This window comes from Arthrobacter sp. MOO21, from assembly GCF_057369995.2.
Genome location: NZ_CM170671.2, coordinates 1,944,532 through 1,967,652 on the forward strand (window position 1 = coordinate 1,944,532; position 23,121 = coordinate 1,967,652).

The 23,121-nt window shown below is 62.2% G+C and carries 8 protein-coding genes and 5 rRNA genes; 11 read left to right on the forward strand and 2 right to left on the reverse strand.

Features of this window, described 5'->3' with window-relative positions; translation table 11 throughout:
- The first annotated feature begins 212 nt into the window (after positions 1 to 212).
- The 11 genes from AC2JAJ_RS09025 to AC2JAJ_RS09075 all read left to right on the forward strand — a co-directional run bounded on the left by AC2JAJ_RS09025 (position 213) and on the right by AC2JAJ_RS09075 (position 19,897).
- A 23S ribosomal RNA gene (locus tag AC2JAJ_RS09025) occupies positions 213 to 3,341 on the forward strand.
- Positions 3,342 to 3,523: 182 nt separating this feature from the next.
- Positions 3,524 to 3,640 (forward strand): 5S ribosomal RNA (rrf, locus tag AC2JAJ_RS09030).
- 209 nt (positions 3,641 to 3,849) lie between these two features.
- On the forward strand, positions 3,850 to 4,857 hold the full coding sequence (locus AC2JAJ_RS09035; RefSeq protein ID WP_486416114.1) for a LacI family DNA-binding transcriptional regulator: 1,008 nt from the start codon (positions 3,850 to 3,852) through the stop codon (positions 4,855 to 4,857).
- 94 nt (positions 4,858 to 4,951) lie between these two features.
- Positions 4,952 to 7,987, forward strand: coding sequence for a glycoside hydrolase family 2 TIM barrel-domain containing protein (locus AC2JAJ_RS09040; protein ID WP_486416113.1), 3,036 nt, complete (start codon positions 4,952 to 4,954; stop codon positions 7,985 to 7,987).
- A 545-nt stretch (positions 7,988 to 8,532) separates the two neighbouring features.
- Positions 8,533 to 10,054 (forward strand): 16S ribosomal RNA (locus tag AC2JAJ_RS09045).
- A 534-nt stretch (positions 10,055 to 10,588) separates the two neighbouring features.
- A 23S ribosomal RNA gene (locus tag AC2JAJ_RS09050) occupies positions 10,589 to 13,717 on the forward strand.
- Between the two features lie 180 nt (positions 13,718 to 13,897).
- Positions 13,898 to 14,014, forward strand: a 5S ribosomal RNA gene (gene rrf / locus AC2JAJ_RS09055).
- The 16S, 23S and 5S rRNA genes sit together here, the layout of an rRNA operon.
- Positions 14,015 to 14,277: 263 nt before the next feature.
- A complete protein-coding gene (locus AC2JAJ_RS09060; RefSeq protein ID WP_011693739.1) occupies positions 14,278 to 14,562 on the forward strand; it encodes an HU family DNA-binding protein in 285 nt (94 codons plus the stop codon).
- Between the two features lie 114 nt (positions 14,563 to 14,676).
- On the forward strand, positions 14,677 to 16,839 hold the full coding sequence (locus tag AC2JAJ_RS09065) for a bifunctional copper resistance protein CopD/cytochrome c oxidase assembly protein (protein ID WP_486416112.1): 2,163 nt from the start codon (positions 14,677 to 14,679) through the stop codon (positions 16,837 to 16,839).
- On the forward strand, positions 16,839 to 18,863 hold the full coding sequence (locus AC2JAJ_RS09070) for an NHL domain-containing thioredoxin family protein (protein WP_221387335.1): 2,025 nt from the start codon (positions 16,839 to 16,841) through the stop codon (positions 18,861 to 18,863). The genes AC2JAJ_RS09065 and AC2JAJ_RS09070 overlap by 1 nt, the downstream gene beginning before the upstream one ends.
- A gap of 164 nt (positions 18,864 to 19,027) precedes the next feature.
- On the forward strand, positions 19,028 to 19,897 hold the full coding sequence (locus tag AC2JAJ_RS09075; RefSeq protein ID WP_486416111.1) for a DUF559 domain-containing protein: 870 nt from the start codon (positions 19,028 to 19,030) through the stop codon (positions 19,895 to 19,897).
- A 58-nt stretch (positions 19,898 to 19,955) separates the two neighbouring features.
- Here AC2JAJ_RS09075 and AC2JAJ_RS09080 read toward each other — a convergent pair whose 3' ends face one another.
- On the reverse strand, positions 19,956 to 20,948 hold the full coding sequence (locus tag AC2JAJ_RS09080) for a hypothetical protein (RefSeq protein ID WP_486416110.1): 993 nt from the start codon (positions 20,946 to 20,948) through the stop codon (positions 19,956 to 19,958).
- Between the two features lie 154 nt (positions 20,949 to 21,102).
- On the reverse strand, positions 21,103 to 22,878 hold the full coding sequence (locus AC2JAJ_RS09085) for a helicase HerA-like domain-containing protein (RefSeq protein WP_486416109.1): 1,776 nt from the start codon (positions 22,876 to 22,878) through the stop codon (positions 21,103 to 21,105).
- Between the last annotated feature and the right edge of the window lie 243 nt (positions 22,879 to 23,121).

Below are 23,121 nucleotides of genomic sequence, written 5' to 3' on the forward strand. Positions count from 1 at the left end.
CGACGCTTCACTCATGTTTGGCTCCCTTTTGGGGGGTTGGTGTGTGGGGTGTGTGGTGTGGGGTTGTTGTTTGAGAACTACATAGTGGACGCGAGCATCTTGTATAAGAAGCAATTTCCAAGATTATGAACCTGGATCTGGTTCGTGTGCCCTGTGGGTGCGCGGGACAGTTTTTGTGGTTCTCTCGAGTGTTTTTTGTTTTTGATCTTTGTGGTCAAGTTTTTAAGAGCACACGGTGGATGCCTTGGCATTAGGAGCCGATGAAGGACGTAGGAATCTGCGATAAGCCTGGGGGAGTCGATAACCGGACTGTGATCCCAGGGTGTCCGAATGGGGAAACCCCGCCAAGCGCGCGAGTGACTTGGTGACCCGTACCTGAACACATAGGGTGCGTGGGGGGAACGCGGGGAAGTGAAACATCTCAGTACCCGCAGGAAGAGAAAACAATAGTGATTCCGTTAGTAGTGGCGAGCGAACGCGGATCAGGCTAAACCGTTCCATGTGTGATAGCCGGCGGGCGTTGCATGGTCGGGGTTGTGGGACTTTCCATACCAGTTCTGCCGGGCTGGTGGGGTGTGATGTGCGCGCATAGGTGAACGGTTTTGAAAGGCCGGCCAGAGAGGGTGTTAGTCCCGTAACCGTAATGCGTTTGTGCCGCCTGTGAGAGTATCCCAAGTAGTACGGGGCCCGAGAAATCCCGTGCGAATCTGTCAGGACCACCTGATAAGCCTAAATACTCCCTAATGACCGATAGCGGACCAGTACCGTGAGGGAAAGGTGAAAAGTACCCCGGGAGGGGAGTGAAACAGTACCTGAAACCGTGTGCTTACAATCCGTCGGAGCAGCCTTGTAGCTGTGACGGCGTGCCTTTTGAAGAATGAGCCTGCGAGTTAGTGTTACGTCGCGAGGTTAACCCGTGTGGGGCAGCCGTAGCGAAAGCGAGTCTGAATAGGGCGTGTGAGTGGCGTGATCTAGACCCGAAGCGAAGTGATCTACCCATGGCCAGGTTGAAGCGACGGTAAGACGTCGTGGAGGACCGAACCCACTTCAGTTGAAAATGGAGGGGATGAGCTGTGGGTAGGGGTGAAAGGCCAATCAAACTTCGTGATAGCTGGTTCTCCCCGAAATGCATTTAGGTGCAGCGTTGCGTGTTTCTTATCGGAGGTAGAGCTACTGGATGGCTAATGGGCCCTACAAGGTTACTGACGTCAGCCAAACTCCGAATGCCGGTAAGTGAGAGCGCAGCAGTGAGACTGTGGGGGATAAGCTTCATAGTCGAGAGGGAAACAGCCCAGACCACCAACTAAGGCCCCTAAGCGTGTGCTAAGTGGGAAAGGATGTGGAGTTGCCCAGACAACCAGGAGGTTGGCTTAGAAGCAGCCACCCTTAAAAGAGTGCGTAATAGCTCACTGGTCAAGTGATTCCGCGCCGACAATGTAGCGGGGCTCAAGTACACCGCCGAAGTTGTGGCATTCACACATATCTCTAAGCCTTTGTGGTTCAGGAGTGTGGATGGGTAGGGGAGCGTCGTGTGGGCGGTGAAGTCGCGGTGTAAACCAGCGGTGGAGCCTACACGAGTGAGAATGCAGGCATGAGTAGCGAAAGACGGGTGAGAAACCCGTCCGCCGAATGATCAAGGGTTCCAGGGTCAAGCTAATCTGCCCTGGGTAAGTCGGGACCTAAGGCGAGGCCGACAGGCGTAGTCGATGGACAACGGGTTGATATTCCCGTACCGGCGAAAAACCGCCCATGCTGAGCGGGGGATACTAACTGCCCGAAACCTGCCCGACACCCCTTGTGGGTGAAGGGTTTTGGTGGAGCGCAGGACCTGATCCCGGGAGGCAAGCGTATTAACAGGTGTGACGCAGGAAGGTAGCCGAGCCGGGCGATGGTTGTCCCGGTCTAAGGATGTAGGGCGAACGGTAGGCAAATCCGCTGTTCATGATGCCTGAGATCTGATGGGACCCCCGTATGGGGGGATTTGGTGATCCTATGCTGCCGAGAAAAGCATCGACGCGAGGTTTTAGCCGCCCGTACCCCAAACCGACACAGGTGATCAGGTAGAGAATACCAAGGCGATCGAGAGAATTATGGTTAAGGAACTCGGCAAAATGCCCCCGTAACTTCGGGAGAAGGGGGGCCCCAACCTTGAACGGACTGCGCGTCCGGGAGGGGATCGGGGCCGCAGAGACCAGGGGGAAGCGACTGTTTACTAAAAACACAGGTCCGTGCGAAGTCGCAAGACGATGTATACGGACTGACTCCTGCCCGGTGCTGGAAGGTTAAGAGGACCGGTTAGCCTCACGGCGAAGCTGAGAATTTAAGCCCCAGTAAACGGCGGTGGTAACTATAACCATCCTAAGGTAGCGAAATTCCTTGTCGGGTAAGTTCCGACCTGCACGAATGGAGTAACGACTTCCCCGCTGTCTCAACCATAAACTCGGCGAAATTGCAGTACGAGTAAAGATGCTCGTTACGCGCAGCAGGACGGAAAGACCCCGAGACCTTTACTATAGTTTGGTATTGGTGTTCGGAGTGGCTTGTGTAGGATAGGTGGGAGACGTTGAAGCCCGGACGCCAGTTCGGGTGGAGTCATCGTTGAAATACCACTCTGGTCACTTTGGACATCTAACTTCGGCCCGTAATCCGGGTCAGGGACAGTGCCTGATGGGTAGTTTAACTGGGGCGGTTGCCTCCTAAAAAGTAACGGAGGCGCCCAAAGGTTCCCTCAGCCTGGTTGGCAATCAGGTGTCGAGTGTAAGTGCACAAGGGAGCTTGACTGTGAGAGAGACATCTCGAGCAGGGACGAAAGTCGGGACTAGTGATCCGGCGGTACATTGTGGAATGGCCGTCGCTCAACGGATAAAAGGTACCTCGGGGATAACAGGCTGATCTTGCCCAAGAGTCCATATCGACGGCATGGTTTGGCACCTCGATGTCGGCTCGTCGCATCCTGGGGCTGGAGTAGGTCCCAAGGGTTGGGCTGTTCGCCCATTAAAGCGGTACGCGAGCTGGGTTTAGAACGTCGTGAGACAGTTCGGTCCCTATCCGCTGCGCGCGCAGGAAATTTGAGAAGGGCTGTCCTTAGTACGAGAGGACCGGGACGGACGAACCTCTGGTGTGTCAGTTGTACTGCCAAGTGCACCGCTGATTAGCTACGTTCGGATGGGATAACCGCTGAAAGCATCTAAGCGGGAAGCTCGCTTCAAGATGAGATTTCCATACACATTTATGTGTGAGAGGCCCCCAGCCAGACCACTGGGTTGATAGGCCGGATGTGGAAGCGAGGACTAACGACTCGTGAAGCTGACCGGTACTAATAGGCCAACAACTTACACCACACAGAAACACATTCTGCTTGCGTCCACTATGTGGTTCCCAACCAACAACCCCCAACCACCGGGTTGCACAGCCAGGAACCACACAATTGAATAACACCACTACCTGCCCCCAAAAGGGCAGGGATGTTGTAACCACAGTCTTCCCACCCCCCCGCAACCAAGGGGGGGACGGGTACAAGGGTTACGGCGGTCATAGCGTGGGGGAAACGCCCGGTCCCATTCCGAACCCGGAAGCTAAGACCCACAGCGCCGATGGTACTGCACCCGGGAGGGTGTGGGAGAGTAGGACACCGCCGGACACACACCAATGGTCGAGGCCCCAACCACACGGTTGGGGCCTCCCACATTTAAACACCACCCACCAAAACGGCGAACACCCACTACCAAACACCGGCCCCTTTCCGGGCACGCGCCACCGCCCTTCAGCGGGCCGATTCACTACGGACCGCGAAGAGCCCCTATGGGTCGAATAGAGCAACTGCGGGAACGGAGCCTACACTTACGCTCTATGACCTCCCGACGCCAGGGCCCCACGGGCAAACGTGCCACCATCCTGGACGTTGCGGCCGCAGCAGGCGTATCGCGGCAGACCGTGACTCGGGCCATGAATGACATGGCCGGCATCAGCCAGGACACGCGGGAACGTGTGCGGAGACTGGCAACTGAGCTGGGATACACGCCCAGCCGCTTCGCGAAAGGCCTGGTCCAGGGAGCCCGCATCTCCGTAGGCCTCGCCATCCCCGACCTCACCAACCCGTATTTCCCCGCTTTCGCTTCCAGCGTCGTCGAAGCAGCCACAAACCGTGGCTGGAACGTGGTGGTGGACGACTACGGGCATGGAACCGGCAGCGCGCTCGACGCTGCTGAGCGGCTCGCACCCCAAGTGGACGCCCTCATCGGCTACCTCGGCAGGGAGTCGGAGATGGCGCAGGAAATGATGGGCCGGCGTCCCGTCGTCAGCCTTGACCATCCTGCCGGACGGTCCGCAGGTACGATCTCCTTTGACTACCATCATGCCGCCCGGCTCGCCCTAAACCACCTCGTTTCACTGGGGTGCCGGAATATCGCGTACCTGGACTCGGACCAGGGTCGCCCCTCGGCCGGCCGCGGAGCTGCGGCTGCGGCGGTGGCGGAAGGCCTGGGGGTCCAGCTGCGTCGGTGCGAAGCCAGCACCTCCGCCGCCGGCGCCAAGGCAGTGGTTGCCACGCTCCTCGCCGCCCAGGAGGAGATTGACGGGCTCCTGGCGTTCAATGACCTGATGGCGGCCGGAGCCTTGAAGGCGCTGCAGGAAGCGGGGCGTGCCGTTCCCGGCGACTGCCCGGTCATCGGCATGGACGGGATCCCGCTCGGAGAACTTCTGACCCCCGAGCTGACCACCCTCTCCCTGGACCTGCGTGCGGTGGGGCGTGCCGCCGTCGACCTCTTGGACGGACTGCTGTCCGGCTCTTTGGAGGCAGGCAGCGAAGAGGCGCGACTCGTGCTGCTGCACACCCTGGTGCGCCGCCAATCCGCCTGATCCCCTACTCAAACACCACGGGAAAGGTTAGGCTTGAGGCCGATACGTGAACGTTCACGTCCATGTCCCCGAAACCAGCCCCGAAGGACGATCCATGCCAGTTCGCACCCCCGTTTCGCACGCAGTAGCAGCCCGCACCAGGCCATCACGGAGCCTCGAGCTCGGTGCTGACGAAGTCCGCGAGCTCGAGTGCCCCGGGCCAGGCAGAGGGAGTCTTCCCCCTCGGGCCTTCCTGGCCACCGATGCTCCGAAGCTGCTGCTCAACGGCGAGTGGCAGTTCCGGTTGAGCGACGGTATCCGCACTGCTCCGGGAGACGGGTGGCAGCGCGGCGGGGACCTGGACGGGTTTACATCCCTTCCCGTCCCCTCAAGCTGGCCCCTGCATGGGTACGGTGCGCCCGCCTACACCAACGTGCAGTTCCCCTTCGCGGTGGAGCCGCCGCACGTGCCGGAGCACAATCCGGTGGGCGACCACGTGGTGACCTTCGAGGCCGGCCCGGAGTACTTCCCGCACGCGCTCCTGCGGTTCGACGGCATCGACTCTGCCGGCACCGTGTGGCTGAACGGCGTGGAACTGGGCACCACGCGGGGGAGCAGGCTGCCGCACGAGTTCGACGTTTCCGGCGTCCTGGTCCCGGGAACCAACACCTTGGCCCTGCGGGTGGCCCAGTTCTCGGCCGCAAGCTACGTTGAAGACCAGGACATGTGGTGGCTGCCGGGCATCTTCCGGGACGTCACCCTGCAGGCCCGCCCCGAGGAGGGCATCGACGACGTCTTTGTCCACGCTGACTACCACCATCAATCCGGCCAGGGCGTCCTCCGCGTCGAGGCGACCCGCGGCGGGAAGCCCGTTGACGCCGTCGTACGTGTTCCCGAACTTGGCCTGGAACTGCACGCAAGCGAGGCAGCCACGCTCGCCGCCGTGGAACCCTGGTCTGCCGAAAATCCGCGGCTGTACGAGGCAACCGTCAGCACGCCCGGCGAGACCGTTTCCTTGCAGGTGGGCTTCCGCAGCATCACCATCGAGGATGCCCAGTTCAAGGTCAACGGCAGGCGCATCCTGCTGCGTGGCGTGAACCGGCACGAACACCACCCCCGGCTGGGCCGGGTGGCGCCCCGCGACGTGGTGGAGGCGGAGCTGCGGCTGATGAAGCAGCACAACATCAACGCCATCCGAACTTCCCACTACCCGCCCCACCCGGAATTCCTTGCCTTGGCGGACCAGCTGGGGTTCTACGTGGTGCTGGAGTGCGACCTGGAAACCCACGGCTTCGAGAGCGCCGGATGGGCCCAGAACCCGAGTGACGATCCGCAGTGGGAACCTGCCCTGCTGGACCGTATGCGCCGGACGGTGGAACGGGACAAGAACCACGCTTCGGTGATCATGTGGTCCCTGGGCAACGAGGCAGGCACCGGCCGGAACCTCGCCGCGATGTCCCGCTGGGCCAAGGACCGCGATCCCTCACGCCCCATCCACTACGAGGGAGACTGGACCTCAGCCCATGTTGACGTCTACTCCCGCATGTACGCGAGCCAGGCCGAAACAGAGCTGATCGGGCAGGGCATTGAGCCTGCCCTCGAGGACGCGGCCCTGGACGCCCGCCGCCGCGCCATGCCGTTCGTGCTGTGCGAATATGTTCACGCCATGGGCAACGGGCCCGGCGGGATGAGCGAATACCAGGACCTGTTCACAAAGTATCCCCGCCTGATGGGCGGCTTTGTGTGGGAATGGCTGGAACACGGAATCACCGTCCCGGCTTCCGGCGGCGGCGAACAGTTCGCCTACGGCGGTGACTTCGGTGAGGAAGTCCACGACGGGAATTTCGTCACGGACGGCCTGGTGGATGCCAACCGCAAACCCCGGCCCGGGCTGCTGGATTTCAAGAAGGTCATTGAACCGCTGCACATCGAGGTCGCGCCGGACTGGACGGGCTTCCGGCTGCGGAACGGCCAGGACTTTGCGGACACCTCAGCCTTCAGCTTCCAGTACAAGGTGGCGGACGACGACGGCACGCGGCTTGAAGGAACGGTGGATGTTCCGCCGTTGGCAGCGCAGTCGGAGGCGGCAGTGGTGCTCCCGGCAAGCGTTGCCGGCTACGTACAGGGGCTGCCCGGGGATGGGTCCGCGGCCCTCACCGTCAGTGCCGTCCTGGCGGCTGACAGCACCTGGGCTGCCGCCGGTCACGAAGTCGCCTGGGGGCAGGGTGTCCGCCATGGAGCGGCAGACATGCCGGCCCCGGCCCTGGACCTCGTGGAGGCTGCGGGCAGTGAAGTCCGCCTGGGCCAAGCAGTCTTCAGCCGGTTCACCGGAATGCCCGTGTCCATTGGCGGCATTCCCGTTGAGAAGCTGGGCCTCGTCCTGTGGTGGCCGCCCACCGACAACGACCTCGGCAGGGAGTGGGGCGGCGCTGATCCCCGGTCGCTTGCGGCCCAGTGGAAGGACGCCGGGCTTGACCGGCTCCATACCCGCCTGCTGGGCATCAGCGCAGAACAGGCGCCCGACGGCGGGGAGTGCCTTCGGGTGCGGACGCGGATGGGTGCGGCGGACAAGCAGTTCGGCGTACTGGTGGATTACGTCTGGACCAGCGGCCAGGGTGCATTGACGCTGCGCACCCAGGTCCGGCCCGTGGGAACCTGGGCCAATGCCGGCTTCGAGGTGGAATGGGCGCGGATCGGCCTGGAGTTCGTGTTGGGCCAGCCGACCTCCACGGTGCGCTGGTTCGGCCAAGGCCCGCACCAGAGTTATCCGGATACGGGCCAGGGCACGCGTGCCGGCTGGTTCGAACTGCCCCTCGCTGACCTGGATGTTGACTACGTCCGGCCCCAGGAGTCCGGGGCACGCTCCGGCGTCCGTTCCGCGGTCCTCGAAACAGGGGGCGGGACTCTCGAGATTTCCGGTAAGCCGTTTGCCCTGACGGTGCGGCCCTACAGTCTTGCCGTCCTGGAGTCCGCTGCCCACCGCTCCGACCTGGTCCCCGACGGGCGAAGCTACGTCTATGTGGATCATCAGATGCGCGGCGTTGGGACCGCGGCCTGCGGGCCCGGCGTCCTGGATCGGTACAGGCTCACACCCCGTGAGGCTGACTTCGAAGTGACGCTGCGGGTGCTGACTGGGTCCCGCCGGATGTGAGCCACTCCATAGCAGCACGTATCCGGACACCGGGTGCGTTTTCGGGGAGGATATGCCGCCAAACACCCTGTGATTCCGGGGTTTTGGGCGGCACCTCCCGCCCCGAAAGGTGGATTTGCGGTGGGGTTGTGGGGCGTGTATTGTTTTCTGAGTCGCCGCCGCTGAAGCGGAAAAATAGCGGCCAAACCCCCTTCTGAACGGCCTGGAAAATGGTTCGCTTTTGAGCGTGCTGTTGTGTGGGTGGGGCTGATCCTGGTGTTGGTGGTCGCGGAAACGTGGATTTGCCAAGTGCTGGTGGGTCGGGTAAGTTTGGAAAGTTGCTCCGGAGCGATCCTGAATGTTTGGTTTGGGTGGTGCTGGGTGTGTCTGTTGTTTGAGAACTCAATAGTGTGCCATGTTTGTTGATACCGATTTTTTATGAATTGGTTGAATTTGCTGTGCCGCCACCCCGTGGTTGGCATGGTTTTTTAGCTGGTTTCAAATTTTGTGCAGCCTGGTTCCGCGTTATTTCCGTGGTTCTTGGTTGTGTCTGTTTTTGTTTTACTTCAACGGAGAGTTTGATCCTGGCTCAGGATGAACGCTGGCGGCGTGCTTAACACATGCAAGTCGAACGATGATGCCCACTTGTGGGTGGATTAGTGGCGAACGGGTGAGTAACACGTGAGTAACCTGCCCTTGACTCTGGGATAAGCCTGGGAAACTGGGTCTAATACCGGATATGACCTTCCATCGCATGGTGGTTGGTGGAAAGCTTTTGTGGTTTTGGATGGACTCGCGGCCTATCAGCTTGTTGGTGGGGTAATGGCCTACCAAGGCGACGACGGGTAGCCGGCCTGAGAGGGTGACCGGCCACACTGGGACTGAGACACGGCCCAGACTCCTACGGGAGGCAGCAGTGGGGAATATTGCACAATGGGCGCAAGCCTGATGCAGCGACGCCGCGTGAGGGATGACGGCCTTCGGGTTGTAAACCTCTTTCAGTAGGGAAGAAGCGTAAGTGACGGTACCTGCAGAAGAAGCGCCGGCTAACTACGTGCCAGCAGCCGCGGTAATACGTAGGGCGCAAGCGTTATCCGGAATTATTGGGCGTAAAGAGCTCGTAGGCGGTTTGTCGCGTCTGCCGTGAAAGTCCGGGGCTCAACTCCGGATCTGCGGTGGGTACGGGCAGACTAGAGTGATGTAGGGGAGACTGGAATTCCTGGTGTAGCGGTGAAATGCGCAGATATCAGGAGGAACACCGATGGCGAAGGCAGGTCTCTGGGCATTAACTGACGCTGAGGAGCGAAAGCATGGGGAGCGAACAGGATTAGATACCCTGGTAGTCCATGCCGTAAACGTTGGGCACTAGGTGTGGGGGACATTCCACGTTTTCCGCGCCGTAGCTAACGCATTAAGTGCCCCGCCTGGGGAGTACGGCCGCAAGGCTAAAACTCAAAGGAATTGACGGGGGCCCGCACAAGCGGCGGAGCATGCGGATTAATTCGATGCAACGCGAAGAACCTTACCAAGGCTTGACATGGACCGGACCGCCGCAGAAATGTGGTTTCCCCTTTGGGGCCGGTTTACAGGTGGTGCATGGTTGTCGTCAGCTCGTGTCGTGAGATGTTGGGTTAAGTCCCGCAACGAGCGCAACCCTCGTTCTATGTTGCCAGCGGTTCGGCCGGGGACTCATAGGAGACTGCCGGGGTCAACTCGGAGGAAGGTGGGGACGACGTCAAATCATCATGCCCCTTATGTCTTGGGCTTCACGCATGCTACAATGGCCGGTACAAAGGGTTGCGATACTGTGAGGTGGAGCTAATCCCAAAAAGCCGGTCTCAGTTCGGATTGGGGTCTGCAACTCGACCCCATGAAGTCGGAGTCGCTAGTAATCGCAGATCAGCAACGCTGCGGTGAATACGTTCCCGGGCCTTGTACACACCGCCCGTCAAGTCACGAAAGTTGGTAACACCCGAAGCCGGTGGCCTAACCCCTTGTGGGAGGGAGCTGTCGAAGGTGGGACTGGCGATTGGGACTAAGTCGTAACAAGGTAGCCGTACCGGAAGGTGCGGCTGGATCACCTCCTTTCTAAGGAGCACCTACAACAACCCATCGCGAACGCATGTTGGTGGTGTGGTGTTGTCAGGAAGCAAGCCCGTTGCGCAGGCGTCTGTTCTGCGGCGGGTGCTCATGGGTGGAATATCAACGAATTTGCCGGGCACTGGGTGTCTTGTTCTTCTCTAGTACGAATCATTTGTGGTTCTGGAACGGTGGGGCGGGTTTCCTGGTGGTTGGTTATGGCACACTGTTGGGTCCTGAGGCAACAGGACCATGTGGCGGCTCTCCTGGTGGGGGTTGTTGTGTGGGGCTTTTGTTTCTGGTTTCCCTGCCGCGACGCTTCACTCATGTTTGGCTCCCTTTTGGGGGGTTGGTGTGTGGGGTGTGTGGTGTGGGGTTGTTGTTTGAGAACTACATAGTGGACGCGAGCATCTTGTATAAGAAGCAATTTCCAAGATTATGAACCTGGATCTGGTTCGTGTGCTGTGGCTCTCCTTGTGGGGGTTGTGGTGCGCGGGACGGTTTCTGTGGTTCTCTCGAGTGTTTTTTGTTTTTGATCTTTGTGGTCAAGTTTTTAAGAGCACACGGTGGATGCCTTGGCATTAGGAGCCGATGAAGGACGTAGGAATCTGCGATAAGCCTGGGGGAGTCGATAACCGGACTGTGATCCCAGGGTGTCCGAATGGGGAAACCCCGCCAAGCGCGCGAGTGACTTGGTGACCCGTACCTGAACACATAGGGTGCGTGGGGGGAACGCGGGGAAGTGAAACATCTCAGTACCCGCAGGAAGAGAAAACAATAGTGATTCCGTTAGTAGTGGCGAGCGAACGCGGATCAGGCTAAACCGTTCCATGTGTGATAGCCGGCGGGCGTTGCATGGTCGGGGTTGTGGGACTTTCCATACCAGTTCTGCCGGGCTGGTGGGGTGTGATGTGCGCGCATAGGTGAACGGTTTTGAAAGGCCGGCCAGAGAGGGTGTTAGTCCCGTAACCGTAATGCGTTTGTGCCGCCTGTGAGAGTATCCCAAGTAGTACGGGGCCCGAGAAATCCCGTGCGAATCTGTCAGGACCACCTGATAAGCCTAAATACTCCCTAATGACCGATAGCGGACCAGTACCGTGAGGGAAAGGTGAAAAGTACCCCGGGAGGGGAGTGAAACAGTACCTGAAACCGTGTGCTTACAATCCGTCGGAGCAGCCTTGTAGCTGTGACGGCGTGCCTTTTGAAGAATGAGCCTGCGAGTTAGTGTTACGTCGCGAGGTTAACCCGTGTGGGGCAGCCGTAGCGAAAGCGAGTCTGAATAGGGCGTGTGAGTGGCGTGATCTAGACCCGAAGCGAAGTGATCTACCCATGGCCAGGTTGAAGCGACGGTAAGACGTCGTGGAGGACCGAACCCACTTCAGTTGAAAATGGAGGGGATGAGCTGTGGGTAGGGGTGAAAGGCCAATCAAACTTCGTGATAGCTGGTTCTCCCCGAAATGCATTTAGGTGCAGCGTTGCGTGTTTCTTACCGGAGGTAGAGCTACTGGATGGCTAATGGGCCCTACAAGGTTACTGACGTCAGCCAAACTCCGAATGCCGGTAAGTGAGAGCGCAGCAGTGAGACTGTGGGGGATAAGCTTCATAGTCGAGAGGGAAACAGCCCAGACCACCAACTAAGGCCCCTAAGCGTGTGCTAAGTGGGAAAGGATGTGGAGTTGCCCAGACAACCAGGAGGTTGGCTTAGAAGCAGCCACCCTTAAAAGAGTGCGTAATAGCTCACTGGTCAAGTGATTCCGCGCCGACAATGTAGCGGGGCTCAAGTACACCGCCGAAGTTGTGGCATTCACACATATCTCTAAGCCTTTGTGGTTCAGGAGTGTGGATGGGTAGGGGAGCGTCGTGTGGGCGGTGAAGTCGCGGTGTAAACCAGCGGTGGAGCCTACACGAGTGAGAATGCAGGCATGAGTAGCGAAAGACGGGTGAGAAACCCGTCCGCCGAATGATCAAGGGTTCCAGGGTCAAGCTAATCTGCCCTGGGTAAGTCGGGACCTAAGGCGAGGCCGACAGGCGTAGTCGATGGACAACGGGTTGATATTCCCGTACCGGCGAAAAACCGCCCATGCTGAGCGGGGGATACTAACTGCCCGAAACCTGCCCGACACCCCTTGTGGGTGAAGGGTTTTGGTGGAGCGCAGGACCTGATCCCGGGAGGCAAGCGTATTAACAGGTGTGACGCAGGAAGGTAGCCGAGCCGGGCGATGGTTGTCCCGGTCTAAGGATGTAGGGCGAACGGTAGGCAAATCCGCTGTTCATGATGCCTGAGATCTGATGGGACCCCCGTATGGGGGGATTTGGTGATCCTATGCTGCCGAGAAAAGCATCGACGCGAGGTTTTAGCCGCCCGTACCCCAAACCGACACAGGTGATCAGGTAGAGAATACCAAGGCGATCGAGAGAATTATGGTTAAGGAACTCGGCAAAATGCCCCCGTAACTTCGGGAGAAGGGGGGCCCCAACCTTGAACGGACTGCGCGTCCGGGAGGGGATCGGGGCCGCAGAGACCAGGGGGAAGCGACTGTTTACTAAAAACACAGGTCCGTGCGAAGTCGCAAGACGATGTATACGGACTGACTCCTGCCCGGTGCTGGAAGGTTAAGAGGACCGGTTAGCCTCACGGCGAAGCTGAGAATTTAAGCCCCAGTAAACGGCGGTGGTAACTATAACCATCCTAAGGTAGCGAAATTCCTTGTCGGGTAAGTTCCGACCTGCACGAATGGAGTAACGACTTCCCCGCTGTCTCAACCATAAACTCGGCGAAATTGCAGTACGAGTAAAGATGCTCGTTACGCGCAGCAGGACGGAAAGACCCCGAGACCTTTACTATAGTTTGGTATTGGTGTTCGGAGTGGCTTGTGTAGGATAGGTGGGAGACGTTGAAGCCCGGACGCCAGTTCGGGTGGAGTCATCGTTGAAATACCACTCTGGTCACTTTGGACATCTAACTTCGGCCCGTAATCCGGGTCAGGGACAGTGCCTGATGGGTAGTTTAACTGGGGCGGTTGCCTCCTAAAAAGTAACGGAGGCGCCCAAAGGTTCCCTCAGCCTGGTTGGCAATCAGGTGTCGAGTGTAAGTGCACAAGGGAGCTTGACTGTGAGAGAGACATCTCGAGCAGGGACGAAAGTCGGGACTAGTGATCCGGCGGTACATTGTGGAATGGCCGTCGCTCAACGGATAAAAGGTACCTCGGGGATAACAGGCTGATCTTGCCCAAGAGTCCATATCGACGGCATGGTTTGGCACCTCGATGTCGGCTCGTCGCATCCTGGGGCTGGAGTAGGTCCCAAGGGTTGGGCTGTTCGCCCATTAAAGCGGTACGCGAGCTGGGTTTAGAACGTCGTGAGACAGTTCGGTCCCTATCCGCTGCGCGCGCAGGAAATTTGAGAAGGGCTGTCCTTAGTACGAGAGGACCGGGACGGACGAACCTCTGGTGTGTCAGTTGTACTGCCAAGTGCACCGCTGATTAGCTACGTTCGGATGGGATAACCGCTGAAAGCATCTAAGCGGGAAGCTCGCTTCAAGATGAGATTTCCATACACATTTATGTGTGAGAGGCCCCCAGCCAGACCACTGGGTTGATAGGCCGGATGTGGAAGCGAGGACTAACGACTCGTGAAGCTGACCGGTACTAATAGGCCAACAACTTACACCACACAGAAACACATTCTGCTTGCGTCCACTATGTGGTTCCCAACCAACAACCCCCAACCACCGGGTTGCACAGCCAGGAACCACACAATTGAATAACACCACTACCTGCCCCCAAAAGGGCAGGGATGTTGTAACCACAGTCTTCCCACCCCCCCGCAACCAAGGGGGACGGGTACAAGGGTTACGGCGGTCATAGCGTGGGGGAAACGCCCGGTCCCATTCCGAACCCGGAAGCTAAGACCCACAGCGCCGATGGTACTGCACCCGGGAGGGTGTGGGAGAGTAGGACACCGCCGGACACACACCAATGGTCGAGGCCCCAACCACACGGTTGGGGCCTCCCACATTTAAACAGGCCCGGCAACCCGCAGGAAGCGATTACGCATCCGGCTGTCCTCCGGGGAGGGAGATATCCCCCAAAATCTCGTGATTAAGCTCAAAAAGTCGCGGAAACACGCGGAATTTGCGGACCGGAAGGGTCCAAGCTGGTAAGTTTTCGAACAGTGGCTTGCGCGCATGCCGCGTGCAGGCTCCAGAAACATAACCGTCCAGGAGGACATCAATGGCTAAGAACCGTAGTGAACTTGTTGCAGAGGTAGCTGGCAAGGCCGGCACCAGCCAGGCAGCCGTCAACTCCGTCCTCGACGCACTGTTCGAGGTTTTCGAGACTTCTGTCGCCGCCGGCGAAAAGATCACCATCCCGGGCTGGCTCGCCGTCGAGCGCACCGACCGCGCTGCCCGCACCGGCCGCAACCCGCAGACCGGCGAAACCATCCAGATCGCAGCGGGCCACAGCGTCAAGCTGACCGCCGGTTCCAAGCTGAAGGCTGCAGTTTCCAAGAAGTAGGACTTCCTTCCGCCCGCAGACAGCAGGCGGAACAAGGAGCGGCAACCCACGGGTTGCCGCTCCTTTTGTCTTTAAGCCCGATTCGCCGCCCGGGCGGTGGTGGCGGACAATGGAATGGTGTCTTCTGCCGCAAAACCACGTTCCCCCCAGCCCCAGTCCGGTCCGGGCCAGGGATCTACGGCCCGGGACGGCGGCCCCCTCGGAATCCGGACCCCCTGGCAGGTTGCCGGCCTGGCAGCAGTCTTCGTGGCCCTCGCTGCTGCGCTGCTCTTCTCCGGTGCCGCGGCAGCCCGCGGTGTCTCTGATCCGGGAGCGCTGGTCCGCTGGGGCCTGCCCATCAGCAAGGCCATCCATAACGTTTCCCTGGCCACGGTCATTGGCGGGCTGATCTTCGCGGTCGGAATCCTCCCTAAGAACCTGGCTGCCCGCAGCCGGGACAGGGCAGCAGCGGAGGGCAGTGAAGCCCCGGAGCATCCTGCCTTCACCCGGGTGCTGGCCGTGGCGGCAGCCGCCGGCGCAGTCTGGACCTTGTCCGCGATCGCCGTCCTGGTCTTCACCTACGCGGACGTGGCGGGGCAGAGCCTCTCCGGGGACCCCGCGTTCACCCAGGCCCTGGTGTACTTCATGACGGACATCGAGACGGGCCGGGCCTGGCTCACCGTGACCATCATCGCCGCCGTCGTCACCACCGCGCTGTTCGGCGTCAGGTCACTCGGCGGCCTCGCCCTGACACTGGTCCTGGCACTCATCGGCCTGGTCCCCACAGCGCTCATAGGCCACTCCTCAAGCTCCTCGGACCACGAAGGTGCCATCAACTCCCTGGGCTTGCACCTGGTGGGCGTCAGCACTTGGGTGGGCGGCATCGTCATCCTGGCCCTGCTGTCCGGGATCCTGGCCGGCCCGAAGGCAGGCGCGGCAACGGACATCACCGAACCCACCCTGCGGCGCTTCTCCACCTTGGCGGGCTTCGCGTTCGTGCTGGTCTTTGCGTCCGGCATCATCAACGCCAGCATCCGCGTCACCAGCTGGTCGGACCTTTTCGGCTCGGCCTACGGCCAGCTGATCCTGGCCAAGACCGCGGCCGCCGTAGTCCTGGGCGGCATCGGGTTCATGCACCGGCAGTGGGTCATCCCGCAGCTGGGACTCAAGGGCTCCACCATGTCGGCCCGGCGGGTCCTGTGGCAGCTGATCGCGGCCGAGCTCCTCATCATGGGCGCCACGTCCGGCATCGCCGTCGCGCTGGGCCGCTCGGCCCCGCCGCAGCCAACGGAACCGGCGCCGGACGCGTCGCCCGCCTTCATCCTCAGCGGCTACGACCTTCCGCCGGAACTTACTCCACAACGCTGGCTCACCGAGTGGCGGCTGGACTGGCTCTGGGTGGCGGTGGCGCTCTTCGGCCTGGTTGCCTACTTCCTGGGCGTGGCCAAGGTCCGCCGCCGCGGCGATACCTGGCAGTGGTTCCGGTCCCTTAACTGGGTCATTGGCCTGGTGGTGCTGACCTACATCACGTCCGGTCCGCCGTCGGTCTATGGCCGCATCCTGTTTTCCGCGCACATGGTGGACCACATGGCGCTGACCATGGTGGCCCCGATCTTCCTGGTGCTGGGTGCTCCGGTGACCCTTGCCCTGCGCGCCCTGCCGGCCCGCCGCGACGGATCGCGGGGAGCGCGGGAATGGCTGCTCGTGTTCGTGCACTCGAAGTTCTCCCAGCTGGTCACCCATCCGCTGTTTGCGGCCGCCAACTTTGCCGGCTCGATTGTCCTGTTCTACTACTCGGACCTGTTCGGCTTTGCGATGCGCGAGCACGTGGGCCACGAGCTGATGAACCTGCACTTCCTGCTCACGGGTTACATCTTCGTGCTCAGCATGATCGGCACTGACCCGCTGCCGCGCCGGGCGCCGTACCCCATGCGGCTGCTCCTGCTCCTTGCCACCATGGGCTTCCACGCCTTCTTCGGCGTCTCCATCATGGGCGGGACCGGGCTGCTGGCCGCGGACTACTTCGGCAACCTCGGCCGGGCGTGGGGGCCGTCCGCCCTCGTCGACCAGCAAATGGGCGGCGCGGTGGCCTGGGGCATCGGTGAAGTGCCCACGCTGCTGGTGGCGATCGGCGTCGCCATCATGTGGTCGAGGTCGGACCAGCGGGAAACCAAACGCGTGGACCGGGCGGCGGACAGGAATAACGACGCCGATCTTGCCGCTTACAACGATATGTTTGCCAAATTGGCCGAACGCGACGCCAGGCTGGCTGAACGCAACAAGCTGGAAGGACGCTAATGAGCGAAACCGTACGCAACCATGCCCGGGTCCGGGCCTCCGAACTGGTGGGCCGCAACTGGTTGAACACCGGCGGCAAGTCGCTGGACCTGGAAGCCCTGCGCGGCAAGATCGTGTTGCTGGACTTCTGGACCTTCTGCTGCATCAACTGCCTCCATGTCCTGGATGAGCTGCGGCCGCTGGAGGAGCAGTACTCGGACGTCCTGGTGACCGTTGGCGTCCACTCACCCAAGTTCGAGCATGAGGCGGACCCGGTGGCCCTGGCGGCTGCGGTTGAACGCTACGAAATCCACCACCCGGTGCTGGACGACCCCGAGCTGGACACCTGGAAGGCGTACACCGCCCGTGCATGGCCCACACTGGTGGTCATCGACCCTGAGGGCTACATCGTTGCGCACCTGTCCGGTGAAGGCCACGCTGACGGCCTGGCGGTGCTGATCCCCGAACTCATCGCCGAACACGAGGCCAAGGGCACGCTTCACCGCGGAACCGGGCCCTACGTGGCGCCGGAGGCCACGTCCGGCACCCTGCGCTTCCCCGGCAAGGCGCTCTTCCTGCCCCCGGGACGCGGCTCCACCGCAACAGAGGGAGCGTCCGACGGCGGCCCAGCGGCAGGCGCCGCGGTGGCGGACCCTGCGGACAAGGGTTCCTGGCTGGTCACCGACACCGGCCACCACCGCCTCGTGGAGCTCGGCACGGACTTCCACACTGTCCTGGGAACCTTCGGCTCGGGCACCAAAGGCTACGCCGATGGCCCGGCCGCCGGCGACGCCGCCACCGCACAGTTCAACGAGCCCCAAGGCCTGGTGCTGCTGCCGGAAGAAGTGGCAGCGAAGGTGGGCTACGACGTCGTCATAGCCGACTCCGTGAACCACCGCCTCCGCGGGCTGTCCCTCAGCGACGGCAAGGCCTCCACCCTGGCAGGCAACGGGATCCAGCGACTGCTCGAGACCGGCCCGGCACGCGTGGACGAGGACGCGGCGGGCTTCACCGGCCGCCTGGGCGGACACCCCCTTGAGGTTTCCCTCAGCTCGCCGTGGGACCTGGTGTGGTCCCGCAAGCTGGGTGCCGTGGTGGTGGCCATGGCCGGCACGCACCAGATCTTCAGCTTCGACCCCGTCTCCGGTGACGTGGCCATCGTGGCAGGCAACGGCCTCGAGGGCCTGCTCGACGGTGCGGCCCACGAGTCCTGGTTCGCCCAGCCCTCCGGCCTGGCCGAGGACGCCGACGGCAACATCTGGGTGGCGGACTCCGAGACGTCCGCGCTTCGCAAGCTGGCCGTTGGCGACGACGGCACTGTCACGGTCGAGTCGGCCGTGGGCAAGGGGCTGTTCGACTTCGGTTTCCGGGACGGACCGGCCGCCGAGGCCCGGCTGCAGCACCCGCTCGGGGTGACCGTGCTCCCCGACGGGTCCGTGGCGATCGCCGACACCTACAACGGCGCCGTGCGACGCTACGACCCAACGTCCCGGACCGTGTCCACGCTCGCCCGCGGGCTCGCCGAGCCGTCCGACGTGATCGTGGACCACACCCACTCCGCCGGGTCGGAGCCGCTGCTGGTGGTGGTGGAGGCGAACCAGCACCAGCTGGTGTACGTGCCCATCCCCAAGGAAGCGCAGCAGGTGGACGAAGGCGCATCCCAAACCCACCGGCCCAAGAGCCCCGTGGCACCCGGCGCGCTGGAACTGACGGTGCGCTTCACGGCACCCACCGGCCAGAAGCTCGACGACCGGTGGGGCGATCCCACCCAGTTGAAGATCTCGTCCACCCCGCCTGAGCTCCTGGCGGCCGGCGGCGGAACCTCGGTGGGGCTGCTGCGCACCCTGGAGCTGTCCCCGGACGTTCCCGAGGGCGTCCTGCACATCACCGCCCGCGCTGCCGCCTGCGACGGACCCGAAACCGAGGACGGCGAGATCCCGGACCACGCCGCCTGCCACCTCTACCAGCAGGACTGGGGCATCCCCGTGGTCCTGCAGGCCGACGGTGACACCGAACTGGTCCTGGACCTCCGCGGGATGGACTGAGCCGGCGGTTTGCTGAACTGGCCCGGTTTTCAAGCTTCGGAAGCCTGAAGACCGGGCCAGTTCCGTTTCTGCGGGGCCAAAACTGGGCCAGTGTGTACGGCCCCTTCTCCACATAGCCTGCGTTATGCCTGCCGTCAGCTCCCGATGCCCGCCAATGTAGCCTGATGGACCCCATAGACATCCTCGAGTCCGCCGGAGGAGTGCTGCTGCGGCGCGACGTGCTGGCGGCTGGTGGCACCGAGACGGAGCTTCGCCGGGCTATCCGGAGCGGCTCGGTGGTCCGGTTGCAGCACGGGCTGCTGGCCGTTCCGGGGGCCGATGCGGAACTGGTGGCTGCCGGTCTTGCGAGCGGCTTGGTGACGTGCACTTCCGCCGCACCGAAGTACGGCCTCTGGCAGCTTCGGCCAGCAACGCGGCCTCACTACTGGCAAAGCAACGGAAGAAGTACCGTCCGCTGTGTCAGCCACCGCCTTCCCCTTACACAACAGCCGCGTCACCGGACCCTTGCAGCACTTCCCGATGTCCTGCTTCACGCGCTGCTCTGCCTGCCTGAACTTGAGTCTTTGGTGATGGTGGAGTGCGCCTATAACCGTTGGGACATCAACCCGGATCAGCTTCTCCGTTACTTGGATGGGAAGCGGTGCGGCAAGGCACGGACCGTGCTGTCAAAAGTGGAGCGCGGCGCAGACTCCCTACTGGAGACGCTGGCCCGGGTGCTGTTCAGGGACGCCGGAATATCAACCGAGACCCAAGTGTGGATCAACGGCATTGGGCGCGTTGACTTTCTGCTGGAGGGATTTCTCATTGTGGAGATCGATGGGATCGCCTTCCACCTTGAGCCTCGCCAGTTCAAGAAGGACCGCCGCAGGGACAATGCCGCAATGCGTCAGGGCCTGCCGGTACTCAGGTTCTTCTACGACGACGTTGTCTACGCGCCCGAATCCGTCCTGGCGCAGGTTCGCGAGGTGCTGGCAAGGGGTTCGCTGCGGTGGCCGCAGCCAAAGCAGCCCAGTTTTCGGAGCCATCGGGACTAGAGGTACGGGTAGAACCCCAAGCTGAGGCCAAGAACTGGGCCAGTTTGACGCGCGGGGCCTAGAAGCTCAGGACCGGGGTGACCTTGATGGTATCCCCCGAGACGTCGAGGCGCGTGGTGAAGCTGAAATCCACCTCTTCGTCCAGCGGGTACCACGCTCCGGTAAACGCGTTCTGCTGGAGCGCTTCCACCCTGGCCTTCCCGTCCAGCGGCGCCACCACCCAGCGGCCGTCGAACGGCTCCACCGAGACGCCCGGATACTCGGTCACGGTCCATTTGATGGTGCCGTCCTGGACCCTGTTGTTGCTGGCGTAATAGAAGGGGCAGTCGGGCTGGAGCTTCTGTTCCTTGACGGCCTCGGCCGCGCAGCCGTCCAGGAATTCCCGTACCTTGGCCGACACGTCGTTCTTCAGCCGGTCCGTGGCCTGGGTCAGCAGGTTGAGCGGGGCCACCGGGGTGTCCTTCGAGGTCACCGTGGCCCGGGTGGCGGGGGCGGAAAAGTACTCGCCGTCAAGGGCTGCTTCGTATTCGCCCGGGTAGAACACGGCAAAGGAGTTGCGGCCGCTGGGCATGTTCACCGGAACGCCGTTGACGGTGGCTTCGTTTCCGTTGACCACGGTCATGTCCACTGTGGGCAGCCTGGACGGGACGAATGCCCAGGTGTTGAAGAAGATCCATTCGGTGCCGGTCTTCTGCAGCAGGAACTCTGTGCGGAGCCGGCTGCCGTCGATCGTGTACTCCAGCGGCACCATCACCTGGTTGCCGGGGCGTTCCTCCGGGTCTCCGATGTTCACGTTCGAGAGGCGGGAAGCGGCAGTCTGCAACCCGGGGCCGTCGAGCATGGCGGCGTTGCTGGGCGGCACGGCGGCCCGCAGCAGCCCCAGAGCACGCCCGCCGTCGCCGGCCCGCAAGGCGTCCAGGTACTCCCGCACCGGCTGCTGGGGACTGGCCACTGTCCGGTTCACCACGTTGATGGCCACGACGGCTCCGGCGATGGCAAGCATGAGGCCCAGCAGCCATCCGGCTGCAATCCTCACCAACGCTTGACTCATCTGCACGTTTCTTACAGTAACGTCACTGCGACGGCACACTGAAGTTGGCGTCTCCCCTGGTTCCGCGGTTACCACACCCCTAATGCACGACGGCGGGAGCAGGAAGGGCCTTCAGCGTCCCCTTTCGCGGGCGCCGGCCAAGTACTGGTTCAGGTCAGCGGCGGCGGCGCCGGGATGACGTGCCGAACACTCCGCGGAGCAGTTCCCGTCCGAGCTGGGTACCCATGGAACGCGCCATGCTCTTCAGTCCGCCGCCGAGTGCACCGCCAAGCACAGCCCCGAGATCGCCCATCATCCCGTCCGGTGCCGACTGCGGCTGGCGGGTGCGCGGCGCCCGGGGAGCCTTCGGCGCCTTGGCCCGGGGAGCGGAGTCCCGGGGAGCCGGGCCACGCGGTTCGGTGTATTGCGGTTCGGGTTCCTGGGGCGTGGGTACAGGAACGCTTGCCGGCCTGCTGCTGGGCCGGCCCAGGATCTCCTCCTCGATCCGCCGGGCTTCGGCGTCGACGTCGTACGTGCCCGGAGTGGCCGGCGCGCCGGCATCCGCGGGTTCAGGTGCTGCCGGACCGGTGGGTGCCGCGGCCTTGCCGGTGAGCTTCTCGTACGCCGAGACGTTGTCCACGGAGGTCCCGTACTTCCCGAGCAGCGCAGAGCCGGCAACGGTGCTGCGGACCAGTCCCTCCTCACTCGGGCCCATCACAGATTCCGGCGCGCGGAGCCGGGTGAGGGCCACGGGAGTGGGTGCACCCTTCTCGTTCATGACGGTGATGACGGCTTCGCCGATGCCCGCGGATGTCAGTGTTTCCTCAAGGTCGTAGTCGCTGAGCGGGAACGTGGACACCGTGGCCTTGAGCGCCTTGGCGTCCTCCGGGGTGAAGGCGCGCAGGGCGTGCTGTACCCGGTTGGCCAGCTGGCCCAGCACGTCGGCGGGAACATCCTTGGGTGTCTGGGTGACAAAGAAGATGCCCACGCCCTTGGACCGGATCAGCCGGACGGTGGTGGTGATCGCGTCCAGGAAGGCCTCGGTAGCGCCGTTGAACAGCAGGTGCGCCTCGTCCAGGAAGAACACCAGCTTGGGCTTGTCCAGGTCGCCGGCCTCGGGGAGGTCCTCGAACAGGTCGGCCAGCAGCCACATCAGGAAGGTGGAGAACAGCATCGGCTTGGTCTGCAGGGTGGGCAGTTCCAGGCAGGTGACCACGCCGCGGCCATCCGGGGCGGTGCGCAGCAGCTCGGCGGTATCGAACTCCGGTTCCCCGAAAAACTTCTCCAGCCCCTGCGCTTCCAGGTTCACGAGCTCCCGGAGGATCACGCCCGCGGTTGCCTTGGACAGGCCGCCGAGTTCCTCGAGCTGGTCCTTGCCTTCGTCCGACGTGAGGAACTGGATGACGGCGCGGAGGTCCTTGAGGTCGATCAGCTCCAGGCCGTTCTTGTCCGCGAAGTAGAACACCAGCTGCAGGCTGGATTCCTGCGTGTCGTTCAGTTCCATGATGCGCGAGAGCAGTATGGGACCGAACGAGGTCACCGTGGCGCGGACCGGGACTCCGTTGCCATCACCGCCCAGCGCCAGGAACTCCACCGGAAACGCCTTGCCTTCCCACGGCTGGCCGATGCTGTCCGTGCGGGCCTTGAGCTTCTCACTTCCGACGGCGGCCGTCGCCAGGCCGGAGAGGTCACCCTTGATGTCGGCCAGGAATACGGGGACGCCGGCGGTGGACAGCTGTTCGGCCATCATGTGCAGCGTTACGGTCTTGCCGGTACCGGTCGCGCCAGCCACCAGTCCGTGCCGGTTCATCATGGCCAGCGGCAGCCGCACCGGCGCGTCCTTGTGGAGCTCGCCGTCGATGATGGCGGCTCCCAGCTCGATGGTGGCGCCTTCCAGCGCATAGCCCTTCTGGATGGTGGCAAGCTTCTCTGCTGTGGTTTTGGTGGCCATGGCGCCAGCTTAGCGGCGGCACCCCGGCCTGCGCCGGACCCGGGCCGGTTAGTTCGCCGTCAGGTTGCCACTAGTCGGTTTCAGGACCTTGGCAGTAGAAGCAGGTGCCCGCTTCGCAGTCTTCTGTTTCCTGCTCCGTTTGACGGTTACTCATTTTTCGGGTCCTTTCCGTGGGGGTGGTGAGTCGTGCCCCTTGCAAGTGTTTGCCCGGGACCCTGCGGGTTCCCGGGCAAACACTGGGGT